Here is a 13,925-nt window from a genome sequence, read left to right as displayed (position 1 = left end):
TACTTTTGCAGTGACAAACGGGGCTAATTTTATATAAAATTTACCAGTAATTTTTGGTAAAACAGACGAAGCTTTTACTCGACCGTCACACTCTTGGCAAGGTTGCGGGGCTTATCGACATCCAGACCCTTGGCGCAGCTGACATAGTAGGCCAGAAGCTGCAGCGGAATGACAGACAGGCTGGTGGCAAAATGCGGGTCGGTTTTGGGGACATAGACCGTGAAGCCGGCTGTGTCCTCGATGCTGTAGTTGCCGTAGGTGGTCAGACCCATCAGGAAGGCGCCGCGGCTCTTGACTTCAACCATGTTGGAAACACTCTTTTCAAATAAGTCGGGCTGTGTCAGGATGCCGACCACAAGGGTGCCGTTCTCGACCAACGAGATCGGGCCATGCTTCATCTCGCCTGCGGCGAAGGCCTCAGAGTGGATGTAGCTGATCTCCTTGAATTTCAGGCTGCCCTCCAGCGCAACGGCGTAGTCAAGGCCACGGCCGATGAAGAAGGCGTCCTTGGCGTTGGCATATTTGCTGGCAAACCACTGGATGCGTTCCTTATCCGCCAGCGTCTTTTCAATCTTCTCCGGCAGGGCCTCCAGTTCTGCGACCAGCTGCTCATACTGGCCGTCAGCCAGTGTGCCGCGCACCCGGGCAAACTCAGTAGCCAACAGGTAGCAGGCTGCCAGCTGGGTGCTGTAAGCCTTGGTGGTGGCCACCGAGATCTCCGGTCCGGCCCAGGTATACATGGTTGCGTCTGCCTCGCGGGCGATGCTGGAGCCGACTACATTCACGATGCCAACGGTGCGCACGCCGCGCTCCTTGCACAGACGCAGTGCCGCCAGCGTATCGGCGGTCTCACCGCTCTGGCTGATGACCATGGCAAGAGAGTCCTGCTCAAGCACGGGGTCACGGTAGCGGAACTCGCTGGCGACATCGACCTCGACCGGGATGCGGGCCAGACTTTCAAACACATAGCGCGCTGCCATGCCCACATGATAGGCCGAGCCGCAGCCGATGATATACAGACGGCGCACATTCTTGATTGCTTCCTCGTCCAGTGCCAGCTCAGACAGGTCGATTTTGCCGTCCTTCAGGCGCGGAGAGATCGTGTCGCGCACGGCCGCAGGCTGTTCATTGATCTCCTTCATCATGAAATGCTCATAGCCGCCCTTTTCGGCAGCCTCGGCATCCCATTCGATGGTTGTGGACTCGCGGGTGATGGGCTCCTTGTCGATGTTGAAGAATTCGATGGAGTCCGGGGTTAGGCGTGCGATCTCGAGATTGTCAATGTAGTAGACCGTGCGGGTGTACTTGAGCAGTGCAGGCACATCGGAGGCGATGATGGCACCGTCCTCACATTGGCCAACGATGAGCGGGCTGTCCTTGCGCACGGCATAGATGACACCGGGCTCATCGGCAAAAAGCACGCCCAGCGCATAGGAGCCGCGTACATGCAGCATCATGCGGGTGATGGCATCCAGCGCGTTGCCTGCAGATTCGCCGGTGTAGTAGTAGTCCAGCAGCTGTGCCACGACCTCGGTGTCGGTCTGAGAGACAAAGGTAAAGCCTTTGTTGAGCAGACGGTCCTTGATCTCCTGATAGTTTTCAATGATGCCGTTGTGCACCACGGCGATCTTCTGGTCACGGGAATAATGCGGGTGCGCGTTGACCACAGACGGCTCCCCGTGGGTGGCCCAACGGGTGTGGCCGATGCCGCAGCTGCCGTGTACAGCATTGCCGCCGTCCGTCATCTCGCTTAAAACCTTCAGGCGGCCCTTTGCCTTTACGACCTCGATTTTGCCTGCGGCGTTCTGCACCGCGATGCCGGCCGAGTCATAACCGCGGTATTCAAGCTTGGACAGACCGTCCAGCAGAATAGGTGCAGCCTGTGCTGCACCGGTAAAGCCTACGATTCCGCACATAACAGGTATCCTCCTTTATGCAGTTGTTCAATAAGACCTTCCCACTTTAACGGGCAAAAGTAAAAAATACTTGTATAGTATATTCCTTTTTGCACAAAATGTCTACTGTTTGGCCTAAATTTGCTATACTGTATGCCACACAAAAACAATGCGGGCGGCCGTCAAGGGCTACGGCCGCCCGCTGCGCGGATTCTCCTTTTCCCGTTTCTTACACCATATAAGACCGAATCAAAAGTATCGCGCATTGGATAGCGTACCATATCCGGCGAAGAATAGCAAGTATAAAACGGAATTTTTCCTGCTTTTTGTGCTGCTTACAAAAGATTATTAAGTTTGTGCTGTCATTGCTTTGATAAATTAGGGCGTATCGTCCCTGCTGCCATTCGTGCGATATCCCCCTTTCAGGAGACCCGGCGCGCCACAACCACATAGCGCCCATTAGCGGACGAATACTCACAGGTTGAAAGGGTCAGCAGCTGCTCCCCGTAAGTCGGGCGGATGCCGCTGTCCACATCACTGCGGGACAGAACCTCCTCCACATAGGCATCGTAGGTCTGCGCGTCCATATCAATATACTGGTTATAGACAAACGAGGTGTCGTTTACAACATCAATGGCGAACGCGCCGAATACCTCGTATTTTGCATCTCCGTACACGGTGTCAAACTCAATGAAGGGATGCTCCTGATAGTAGCTGGCCTTTTTATACTCGGTCAGGCAGCCAAAGATCGCGCCGGTCTTCATATTGTGGCCGTAGATGACAAGGTTATCACTCTCAGCATTGGCACCGAGCGTTGTGTTTTCGTCAAGGTACGGCACGCCGTAGATGCTGTAGCTCTTGTCAAAGTCGTGACGAAGATAGAAATCCTTATTGTTTGGCGCGTACATAACCGGGAAATCCAACTCTGTGCCATCAATCGAGAGCCACCCGATGAAATCGCTGTTCTTATCGCGCAGGGCGGCAAACTTGGCTCCGTTGGGGTTGACGCTCTCCCCGGACGGCTGTGGTTCGGCAGATGTATCGATCATAGACTGCAGCTCGGCAAACTCGTTTTCTGTCCTGCGGTCATCCGCAAAGCGCTTGACAAGCAGCCCGGCACTGACCAGAAAAACAACGCCGAAAAAGAGCATGGCCAGCGTGTAGGCAAGGCTGCCGCGCTTTTTCTCGGGGCCAGCAGGTGCAGTCGGGGCAAAGTCTATATCGTTGTCCTGATCGTAAAGGGCTGCATGGGGCGCGGCGGGCGGCTCTTGCGGCGCAAGGTCGCTGCGATGGATTTTTGCCATAGTGATTCTCCCTGTCTGAATGTCAAGTCTAGGTTTACTATACGATGCTGCAGAAGAAAATGCAAGAGGATACGGGCGAAAAATCGGCCTCAGAATTGTAAAGCCAGATGAAGATAGCGCTTCCACAGAAAACGCTGCAAAAAAAGTGCTGCTGCACCAGAATCAGATGCAGCAGCACTTTATTTACACAAAAGGATCACTCGCGGATCTCAATGCCCAGCTTGAATTTAAGGTTGCCGAGAATCTTCTTGACGAAGCGGTCAATCTCATCGGGCGTCAGGGGCTTGGCGTCCGGCTGGAAGGAGAGGCTGAACGCCATGCTCTTTTTGCCCGCACCCAGCTTTTCACCGCGGTAGATGTCAAACAGTTCGACCTTGACAAGCTGCTTGCAGGCGCGCTGCATCTCGCTTACGAGGGTGCCGCACTCCATGCTTTCGGGGGCTACAAGCGCCAGATCGCGCTGTACCGGGGCCAGCGCAGGGATGGGCTGGTAGTGGATGGCTGCGGGCACCAGCGCGTGGAAGGCCACCCAGTCGATCTCGCCCAGATAGATGTTCAGGTTGCCGCGGCTATCCTTGGGCAGCTTAAGCTCGGCGGTGACATCGTTGGCCAGCTTGCCGAAAACGCCGATACGCTCCCCCTTGCAGAGGATATAGGCGGCGATGCCGGGATGCAGCCATGCAACATCGGCCGCACGCGCAACGGTCAGCTCGACACCGAATGCTGCGCCGAAGCTTTCGACCGCGCCCTTAACGGCAAAGAAGTCCTCCTCGCTGCCCCATGCGGCAAAGCCAAGATGCAGGCGCTCCTCCGGCAGCTCGGTGATGGGCTGCTGCTTCGGAATGTAGATGTTGGACATCTCGAAAAGGCGGCCCTCGGCATTGCCCTTGCGCAGGTTGTCAACGACCACATTCAGCAGGGACGGTGCCAGCAGCGGGCGCATGATGGTCAGATGAGAGGAGATCGGGTTCAAAATGCGGATGACATTGCGCTCGGGGGCATCAGCGGCAATGTGTAGCATATCCAGATCTGCATCAGCGTAGAAGGCCAGTGTTTCTGCCTCATAGAAGCCCTGCGCACACATGGTACGCTTGGCCTTGGCCTGTGCCTTCTGCTCCGCCGTCAGACCGCCGGTGGTGACAGTGGCAGCCTTCAGGAAGGTAGGCACGATATGCTCATAGCCGTACTCGCGGATGACCTCCTCGGCAAGGTCGGGCTCGCCGACCTCGATGTCCTCGCGCCAGCGGGGCGCAACGACCTGCATCATGTCGCCGTCCGCCGCAAGCTTGACCTCAAACTGCAGGCGGTTCAGAATGTCGAGAATGGCGTCAGTCGGAACGGTGATGCCCAAAATCGCGTTGATGCCGCTGACCTTGGCAGTGAAATGCTTACCCTCACGCGGGGCACCGGCCGAGCAGTCGAAATGGGTGGCGGTGACCTCGCCGCAGCCCAGCTCCTGAATCAGATGCAGGGCGCGGGCCATGCCCAGCTCGGTTGTATACTCCGAGATGCCCTTTTCGTAGTGGCTGGAGGCATCGGTGCTCTGGCCCAGGCCGCGGGCAGTCTTGCGGATGTTGTCGCGGGCGAACTTGGCGCTCTCAAACAGCAGCTGGGTCGTGGTGCTCTTGATCTCGCTGTTCAGCCCGCCCATGACGCCGGCCAGCGCGACCGGCTTGGAGCCGTCGCAGATGACGAGGTTGTTGGGCGTCAGGGTGAACTCCTTCTCATCGAGCGTTGTGATCTTCTCGCCGTCCTTGGCGCGGCGGACGAGGATCTGGCAGCTATCCAGCGTGTCCATGTCAAAGGCGTGCATCGGCTGGCCGATCTCCAGCATGACATAGTTGGTAATATCGACTACATTGTCGATGCTGCGCAGGCCGCACAGGGCCAGCTGACGGCGCATCCAGCGCGGGGACTCGCCCGGTGTGATGTTGCGTACATAGTGGCCGATATAGCGCGGGCAGAGATCCTCCGCCTCAACGCGGATGGAGAGGCGCGGCTCGGTGTAATCGCTGACGGTGTAGTCGGTGGCGGGCATTTTGAGAGGCTTTTTCAGCACGGCTGCAACCTCGCGGGCAATGCCCAGCACGCTCTGGCAGTCGGCGCGGTTGGCGGTGATGGAGATGTCAAAGATATAATCGTTGAGTCCCACGACCTCCTGAATCGGCGTGCCGGGAACGGTGTCCTTCGGCAGGTCGAGCAGACCGTAGACCTCAGAGCCGGGATAAAGATCATCGTTCAGCCCCAGTTCCTCGCCGCTGCAGAGCATGCCGTTGGACTCAATGCCCATCAGGGGCTTGGCCTTGATGGTGATGCCGCCGGGCAGCGTGGAGCCGTCCAGCGCGGCGGCGGTGTGCATACCGGCATAGACATTGGCTGCGCCGGTAGAGATCTGGATGTCGTGGCCATAGTCACCGCAGTCCACCTTGCAGATGTGCAGATGCGTTCCCTCCTGCGGGACGCACTCTGTCACAACACCGACAACGACCTTGGAGATCTCACCGCCGAGGTCGATCAGCTCCTCGACCTCAAAGCCGCAGCCGAAGAGTTTATCCTCCAGCTCCTGCGCGGTGACATCAATGTCAACATATTGCTTTAACCAGCTGAATGGTACTTTCATACTCTGTACTCCTCCCCTGTCAATCCTCGAACTGCTTCAAGAAGCGCAGATCGTTTTCAAACATCAGACCGATGTTGTTGATGCCGTATTTCAGCATGGCGATACGCTCGATACCGATGCCAAAGGCAAAGCCGGAGTAGACATTGGGGTCGATGCCGCAGTTTTCCAGCACGCTGTGATGCACAACACCGGCGCCCAGGACCTCGATCCAGCCGGTATGCTTGCAGAGCGGGCAGCCCTTGCCGCCGCACTCAAAGCAGGAAACATCGACCTCAACGCTTGGCTCGGTAAACGGGAAGTAGGACGGGCGCAGACGGGTCTTGACCTCGGCACCGAACAGGGCCTGCACGAACTTATCCAGCATGCCCTGCAGGTCGCAGAGGGTGATGCCCTTGTCAACGACCAGACCTTCCATCTGGTGGAACATCGGGGAGTGGGTCGCGTCCGAGTCGGAGCGGAACACACGGCCGGGTACCAGCACCTTGATAGGGGGCTTTTCACGATCCATTACACGGATCTGGCCGCCGCTGGTCTGGGTGCGCAGCACAATGTCATCCGCGACATAGAAGGTATCCTGCATATCGCGGGCGGGATGGTTCTTCGGCACATTCAGGCGGGTGAAGTTGTGGTCATCGTCCTCGATCTCGGGGCCTTCATAAATTTCAAAGCCCATGCCGGAGAATACATCAATGATCTCGTTCTTGACGAGGGTGATGGGGTGCAGGTTGCCGGTCGTGCGGATCTTGGCAGGCATCGTAATGTCCACCGTCTCGGCAGCGTTGCGGGCAGCCAGCGCCGCCTTCTCGACCTGCTCAGACAGGGTCTGGTACTGAGCCTCGACCCACTGCTTGAATTCATTGATGGTCTTGCCGACGGCGGGGCGATCCTCCTTGGGGACATCGCGCAGGCTCTTGGTCAGGCCTGCGACCTCGCCGTTTTTGCTCAGGTATTTCTGCCAGAAGTCAGAAAGCTGGGCTTTGTCAGTGACGGCTGCGCCGGCCTGCTCAATAGCGGCGCGCAGCTCCTTGATTTTTTCTTCCATAGTACACCTCTGCTTGGCTTTTGGGCCGGAGCCAAATAAAAAGGCCCCGTCCCTGTGTGAAATCAGGGACGAAGCCTTGTAAATACAATTCTCCGCGGTACCACCCGTGTTCCGTATTATGCAATACGGCACTCTTTGCTGCGGGTAACGGTGCAGGGCCGTTGCGCACTACCGGGCCGTTGGGCCTTTCCCGCGCACCACTCGGGAGGGAACTTCCGCGCATAGTCCCTGCAGGCAGCTTACAGCCGGTGACCGCCCTCTCTTACCCAAGGCGCATTGCGCGTACTTACTCCGTCATTGTGTTTTGCGAATACTTGTTTAGTATAGCGCGAAATTTGCGGCCTGTCAAGCCTGCGGCATGGGATACTTCTGCTTATCCTCCACGCTGATGGCCTTGCCAAGCTGCACCTCGATCACCTTCAGCTCGGTATCAGCCAGGATCGTGTGCTTGCAGCCGGCTTTCATCGTCAGGATATCCCCTGCCTTGACGGGCTGTGCCCTGCCGTCCAGAATTGCGCGGCCGGTGCCCGAGATAACGGTCCAGACCTCATCGCGGTTCTCGTGGCTGTGGTAGTTCATGCCGTGACCGGCGTTCAGCGTGATCTTGATGGTCAGGCTTTCATCCTCGACATCCAGCACACGGAAGGAGCCCCACGACTTTTCAGCAAACATGATCTGCTGGTGGATGCTGTCCACATAGGGCTTGATATAGCTGGACTGCTCCTTATCGGAGACAAGGATGCCCTCCGGGCTGGCAGAGACAACAACATCCTTCAGTCCCATGCAAAGCACCGGTACATCCAGTTCATTGAGAACATGCACATTCTCACAAGTCTCATTCAGCATGGCCTTGCCGATGCTCGGCTCCTGCATGGCTTCGGTCAGGGTGTTCCAGGTGCCCATATCCTTCCACTGGCCTGCAAAGCGCATGACCTGAATCTTCGATTCATTCTCAACGACCGCATAATCGAAGCTGATCTTCTTCAGCGTCTCATATTTACGGAAAAGGTCCTGATAATCGGTAAAGTCGATCAGTTCATGTGCTTTGTCCAGCACATAACGCAGTTTGTAGGCAAATACGCCGCCGTTCCAAAGCGCCCCCTGCGCAATGTACCTTTCCGCTGTGGCGGCATCGGGCTTTTCCTTAAAGGTCTTGACCGGGCTGACAGCATCGGCGCTCTCCGGGATGATGTAGCCGTACTTTTCGCTGGGATAGGTCGGCTCAATGCCCATGAGCGAGAGGTTGGCGCTGCCCTTTTCCGCAAGATCGGAGAGATCCTTTAACGCGGCAAAATAGTCGTTGTTGACATACGGATCCACCGGGCAGACGACCACAGCCTCATCGAGGCCCACGCCCTTTACATCGTGCAGAAAGGCCGTGGCCAGTGCGATTGCCGGGAAGGTATCGCGGCGGCAGGGCTCAACGCAGACGCCGACCGAATTGCCAAGCTGGTTGTGGATGGACGACACCTGCGTCTTGCTGGTGGCGATCGTCACGCTGGCATCAGCATCCACCTCTTTGATCTGGCGGTAGACGCGCTGGACCATCGACTCGTAGCCGTCATCGGTCTTGAAGATCTTGATGAACTGCTTAGAACGGATATCGTTCGACAGCGGCCACAGGCGCTTGCCGGAGCCGCCGGACAGCAGAATGATATTCATAGCATTTCCTTTCAGCGCTCGGCGCGCATCGGGTTGTGTAGGAAGTCCTCATAGGACAGGCGCAGGCCGTCCTCCAATTCGGTCTTGTAGGTCCAGCCGAGATTCGTAGCCTTGGAGACATCCAGCAGCTTGCGGGGCGTGCCGTTGGGCTTGGAGGTATCCCACTTGATCTCGCCGGTATAGCCCACGACCTTGGCAACCAGCTCGGTCAGCTCCTTGATGGTCAGTTCCTTGCCGGTGCCGGCGTTGACCGTCTCGTTACCGGAGTAGTTGTTCATCAGGAAAACGCACAGGTTGGCCAGATCGTCCACATACAGGAACTCGCGCAGCGGAGAGCCATCGCCCCAGCAGGTAACACTCTCCACACCGTTGACCTTGGCCTCATGGAAGCGGCGGATCAGCGCCGGGACCACATGGCTGTGGGTCGGGTGATAGTTGTCGTTAGGGCCGTACAGGTTCGTGGGCATGACCGAGATATAGTCGGTGCCGTACTGGCGGTTCAGGAACTCGCAGTATTTCAGGCCGCTGATTTTGGCGAGGGCGTAGGCCTCGTTGGTCTTTTCCAGCTCGCTGGTCAGCAGGCAGCTTTCCTTCATCGGCTGGGGCGCCATACGGGGATAAATGCAGGAGGAGCCGAGGAATTCCAGCTTTTTGCAGCCGTTCTGCCATGCGGAGTGGATGACATTCATCTCCAGCGTCATATTAAACCACATAAAGTCAGCCAGTGCCTCCTGATTGGCAACGATACCGCCGACCTTGGCGGCTGCCAGAAAGACATACTCGGGCTTTTCCTCTGCAAAAAAGCGCTCGACATCCTCCTGACGGCAGAGGTCCAACTCCTTATGTGTGCGGGTGATGATATTGGTGTAGCCCTGACGCTGCAGCTCGCGCACGATGGCGCTGCCCACCATGCCGCGATGGCCGGCGACATAAATTTTAGCATTCTTTTCCATCATGATTGTTACCTTCTTTTGATGCTTTTGATGAAATTATTTGATAACGCCCTTCTCGAGATATTCAGCCAGATTGGTCTTGATATGCTCCTCGGCGCGCTCTACGGCGACCTTCTTCATATCATGATCGACCATGATCTTGACAAGCTCTGCAAAGGTGGTCTTGGTGGGGTTCCAGCCCAGCTCGCGCTTGGCCTTGCTGGGGTCACCCCACAGGTTGACAACATCAGTGGGGCGGTAGAAATCGGGGCTGACCTCGATGACGACCTTGCCCGTAGCCTTGTCGATGCCCTTTTCGTTCATGCCCTCGCCCACAAATTCCAGCTCGATGCCGACATTGTGGAAGGCCAGCTCGCAGAACTCGCGCACGGAGTGCTGCTCGCCGGTGGCGATCACAAAATCCTCGGGGGTCTTGTTCTGCAAAATCAGCCACATGCACTCGACATAATCCTTGGCATAGCCCCAGTCGCGCAGGCTGGACAGATTGCCGAGATAGAGCTTGTCCTGCTTGCCCTGCGCAATGCGGGCAGCAGCCAGCGTGATCTTGCGGGTGACGAAGGTCTCGCCGCGGCGCTCAGACTCGTGGTTAAAGAGGATACCGGAGCAGCAGAACATGTTGTAAGCCTCGCGGTATTCCTTGACGATCCAGAAGCCGTACTGCTTGGCAACAGCGTAGGGGCTGTAGGGATGGAACGGGGTGTTCTCGTTCTGGGGGACCTCCTCGACCTTGCCGTACAGCTCGGAGGTGGAGGCCTGATAGATGCGGCAGGTGTCCTTCAGGCCGCAGAGGCGCACAGCCTCCAGCACGCGCAGTACGCCGGTGGCATCGACATCGGCCGTGAACTCCGGCACATCGAAGCTGACCTGCACATGGCTCTGGGCGGCCAGATTGTAGATCTCATCAGGGCGCACGGTGCTGACGACCGAGAGGATGCTCATCGAATCGCTCAGATCGCCGTAGTGCAGGTGGAAGTTGGGGTGACCCTCCAGATGGGCGATGCGCTCACGGTAATCAACGGAGGAGCGGCGGATAACGCCGTGGACATCGTAGCCCTTCTCAAGCAAAAACTCTGCCAGATAGCTGCCGTCCTGACCGGTAACACCGGTGATCAGTGCTTTTTTCATAATGCGGTTTCCCTTTCATCTGTATCTTGCGCGGTGATTTTGCGCGTAGTTCTCTGTATGTTTGTTATTCTACCGCATTATTTTTCTTTTTTGCAGGGCGAATCTTGCAAAAGACTAGCATTATATTGACTTTTTTGGTATACTGGGTTTGCAGTGCTGAGAGGCTAAGATGTCGGGGCGGGCATTGCTTACCCACACAAAACAAGGAAGGTACAGTTATGGAAGCACCGTTATTTGACGGCAAGCTGGTGCATTCCCAGCGCATTATTTATACACCCTCCCCCTTTGCACGGTCGAATCTTGTGCATTTGCAGGAGGTTGGCCGGCTGCAGGCGCGCAGCCCCCATGCCAGCACCCGCAAGGGGCTGGCCTCCTACCTGTTCTTCATGGTGGAGAGCGGCAGCGGCACCTTGGAATATGATGGCACCACTCGCGCCCTGCGCGCCGGGGACTGCGCATTTCTTGACTGCCGCAAGCCGTACCGCCATTATACGGGCGAGGACCTGTGGCAGCTGCGCTGGGTGCATTTTTACGGCCCGAACATGGGGGCTATCTACAAAAAGTACGAGGAGCGCGGCGGTCAGCCAAGCTTCCGCGCCGAGAATGCAGCCGCCTATGCCGCGCTGCTGGAAACCCTGTATACGCTGGCAGATTCCGACAATTATGTGCGCGACATGCAGATATGCGAAAAGCTGCTGGCCCTGCTGACCCTGCTGATGCAGGAAAGCTGGCACCCCGAGGCCGTGCGCGCAGGAGGTGCAAAACGGCAGAATCTGCAGGAGATCAAGGACTATCTTGACGCCCACTATGGAGAAAAGATCACGCTGGACGCTTTGGCGGAGCAGTTTTACATCAACAAATTCTACCTGACCCGCGTTTTTAAGGAGCAGTTCGGTCAGACGGTCACAGGTTACCTGATGCAGCTGCGCATCACACAGGCAAAGCGCCTGTTGCGATTCAGCGATAAAAATATTGAGACCATTGCGCAGGAATGCGGCATGAGCGATGCCAATTACTTTTCACGCATCTTCAAAAAGGTGGAGGGCACAACACCGGGTCAGTACCGGCGGCAATGGTAAGCAAAGCGCAGGAGCCATGCTTGGGCGGCATGGCTCCTGCGTTGTTTCATTGCGTTATTTTTTCAAGGTGATCCATGCTGACCCAGCCGTGCCACCTGCCGTAAAGAGTCAGCATCCAGCAACCATCCTCGCTGCGGCCCAACTCCTGCAGGGCAGTGTATTCCGGCACAAGGCTGATTTTTTCGTAGCTTGTGTCCGGCCCTACACGCAGCCGCAGGCCTCCGGCTGCGGTGACCCGCCAAAAGGCGTCTGTTGCCTTTAGCTCCTTCGGACCAACCTGAAAGCGCATTTTGGCATCCTGCCAATGCTCCGGCACGCCGGGCAGCGTTCTGCTTTGCCAGTGTCCGTCCCGCTGCAGCCAGAGGATATGGCCATTCCAAGCGGCACCTGCATAATCGCAGGGGATGTACTCCTTCCCGGCGGCGTCCAGCACACCCCATTTCCCGTCACGGCAGATGGCAGCATACCCATTCAGCAGGGGCGAGGCATACTTTGGCGTGTAATCCTCATAAAAATCCAGGCCGCCGTAGACTGCGTCATACACGGCTTGTGTTACCTGATTTCCCTTCCGGTCAAGGTAGGCCCATTTGTCACCGATTTTCACCGGGGCCAGGGGTTGGTCATAAAAGCAGCCTGCGGACGCATAGGTAATGCCGTTCAGAAGGTCTCCTTCAGAATTGGCAAAAACAATTCCGCCGCCCTCGGCTGTCGTATAATAGTCCGGGTCACCGTTTCCGGATGTCCACACACTCCGCACACAGGGCAGATAATCCCCATACAGAGCATCGCCATCGTTCAGTTCGGCAGCACCGCCCATCATGCCGGCGCTTTTGCATACGCGGCCGGTGTTGATGTCATAGGTCCATGTATAACTCTGCCCGTCATGCTCACCGGTGCAGAGTGTACCGGCATTTTCTGCGGCGAGCGCCGCCTCATAGCTGTTGCGCTCCGCATCATCCATCGGGGCCGAGGTGCTGAGAAAATGCCAGCGCAGACAGCCGTTGGCGCAGCGTTCGATCGGCCGGTCGGAGATACAGGGCAGCAGGACGGTGCCGTCACTTTTCATCAGGCCCCATTTTCCGTCCATACACATCGTATAATAGCCGTCTGTGGCAAGCCCGTCCTGCGCCAGCAGCTGGCCGCTTCGGGTATCCTGCTGCTGCAGCTGGATGGCCGTATATTCACTGGCTGCGGTTTCATCTGTTTGGTCGGGCTGGCTGGTCGGGGCAGTTTCCGGTATCTGAGCGGGCGTTGTCGTCGGCGCAGGTGTGCCGATCACATCAGCCGGCCGTGACGCGCAGCCTGCCAGCAGCAGTATTACAAGGGCGCAAAGGATCCGTTTCATAGGTACCCCCTGTGTATAGCAGCCAAATCATTCCCGGGCGTTTTTCAGCTCCTCCTCAATACGGTCAAACCGCTCTAAGAAGGAATGCTCCTCTCCCTCGGTCTTGTAGCCGGGCATCGTGTCCAGCGCAACAGCGTGGATGCTGCGGAAGATGCTGTTCTCAATATTCGGATTGTCACGCATCAGGCGGCGCAGCAGGACCTTGATTTCCTGCCGCTTGGAGCCGCCGCCCCCATTGTCGCAGATGGTGCATGCCTCGGTAAAGCGGCAGGCGCACTGGATAAATTCAAGGTCATTGTACCGCCGCCATGCGATGATGTCCTCCTCACGGATGCAGTAGAGCGGTCGGATCAGCGTCATACCCGGGAAATTTGTGCTGTGCAGCTTGGGCGGCATGGCCTGCAGCTGCGAGCCGTAGAACATGCTCATGACGGTTGTCTCGATAACATCATTGAAATGATGGCCGAGCGCGATTTTGTTGCAGCCAAGCTGCTGCGCTTTTTTATACAGATGGCCACGGCGCATCCGGGCACAAAGGTAGCAGGGGGATTTATCGCTGTTGTTCGCCACATCAAAGATATTTGTTTCAAACACCGTGATGGGAATATGCAGCAGTGCGGCGTTGCTCTCGATCTTTTGGCGGTTGATTTCGTTATAGCCGGGGTCCATGACGAGATAGACCAGTTCAAACGGAACCTCGCTGTGGCGCTGCAGCTCCTGCAAAAGCTTGGCCATGACCATAGAATCCTTACCGCCGGAAATACAGACGGCGATCTTGTCCCCCGCCTGAATCAGCTCATACCGCTTTACGGCCACGATAAAGGGTGTCCACAACTGCTTGCGAAATTTTTTGATGATGCTGCGCTCGATTTTTTGATATGCTTCTAATTGGCGTTCCAA

Annotated in this window: 10 protein-coding genes; 1 reads left to right on the top strand and 9 read right to left on the bottom strand. The window is 56.9% G+C overall.

Annotated elements, in window-relative coordinates:
• Window positions 1–74: 74 nt before the first annotated feature.
• The 7 genes from glmS to gmd all read right to left on the bottom strand — a co-directional run bounded on the left by glmS (window position 75) and on the right by gmd (window position 10,601).
• Window positions 75–1,916 (bottom strand): glutamine--fructose-6-phosphate transaminase (isomerizing), encoded by a 1,842-nt coding sequence (gene glmS / locus OGM67_02515; GenBank protein ID UYJ35229.1) that lies wholly within the window; start codon window positions 1,914–1,916, stop codon window positions 75–77.
• Window positions 1,917–2,317: 401 nt separating this feature from the next.
• Window positions 2,318–3,199: a class B sortase gene (locus OGM67_02510; GenBank protein UYJ35228.1), complete on the bottom strand. Its 882-nt coding sequence runs from the start codon at window positions 3,197–3,199 to the stop codon at window positions 2,318–2,320.
• Between the two features lie 196 nt (window positions 3,200–3,395).
• The gene (gene pheT, locus OGM67_02505; GenBank protein ID UYJ35227.1) at window positions 3,396–5,819 is read right to left on the bottom strand and encodes a phenylalanine--tRNA ligase subunit beta; all 2,424 of its coding nucleotides are present in this window, start codon (window positions 5,817–5,819) and stop codon (window positions 3,396–3,398) included.
• A 19-nt stretch (window positions 5,820–5,838) separates the two neighbouring features.
• Entirely contained in the window at window positions 5,839–6,861 is a 1,023-nt protein-coding gene (gene pheS, locus OGM67_02500; GenBank protein ID UYJ35226.1) for a phenylalanine--tRNA ligase subunit alpha, read from the bottom strand.
• 345 nt (window positions 6,862–7,206) lie between these two features.
• Window positions 7,207–8,523, bottom strand: coding sequence for a sugar phosphate nucleotidyltransferase (locus tag OGM67_02495; protein ID UYJ35225.1), 1,317 nt, complete (start codon window positions 8,521–8,523; stop codon window positions 7,207–7,209).
• Between the two features lie 11 nt (window positions 8,524–8,534).
• A complete protein-coding gene (locus OGM67_02490) occupies window positions 8,535–9,479 on the bottom strand; it encodes a GDP-L-fucose synthase (GenBank protein UYJ35224.1) in 945 nt (314 codons plus the stop codon).
• Window positions 9,480–9,512: 33 nt separating this feature from the next.
• The gene (gene gmd, locus OGM67_02485) at window positions 9,513–10,601 is read right to left on the bottom strand and encodes a GDP-mannose 4,6-dehydratase (protein UYJ35223.1); all 1,089 of its coding nucleotides are present in this window, start codon (window positions 10,599–10,601) and stop codon (window positions 9,513–9,515) included.
• A gap of 218 nt (window positions 10,602–10,819) precedes the next feature.
• On the opposite strand from gmd, the gene OGM67_02480 reads away from it, so the two are divergent.
• Window positions 10,820–11,680 (top strand): AraC family transcriptional regulator, encoded by an 861-nt coding sequence (locus tag OGM67_02480; GenBank protein UYJ35222.1) that lies wholly within the window; start codon window positions 10,820–10,822, stop codon window positions 11,678–11,680.
• Between the two features lie 46 nt (window positions 11,681–11,726).
• Here the strand turns inward: OGM67_02480 and OGM67_02475 are convergent, their stop codons facing one another.
• Window positions 11,727–13,025: a WG repeat-containing protein gene (locus OGM67_02475; GenBank protein ID UYJ35221.1), complete on the bottom strand. Its 1,299-nt coding sequence runs from the start codon at window positions 13,023–13,025 to the stop codon at window positions 11,727–11,729.
• A 27-nt stretch (window positions 13,026–13,052) separates the two neighbouring features.
• Window positions 13,053–13,925 (bottom strand): tRNA 2-thiocytidine biosynthesis protein TtcA, encoded by an 873-nt coding sequence (locus OGM67_02470; protein ID UYJ35220.1) that lies wholly within the window; start codon window positions 13,923–13,925, stop codon window positions 13,053–13,055.

The sequence above is a fragment of the Oscillospiraceae bacterium genome (genome assembly GCA_025757985.1).
Classification (GTDB): Bacteria; Bacillota; Clostridia; order Oscillospirales; family Ruminococcaceae; genus Gemmiger.
Note: the sequence above shows the minus strand (reverse complement) of the source record. Positions and strands in the feature narration are given on the sequence as shown.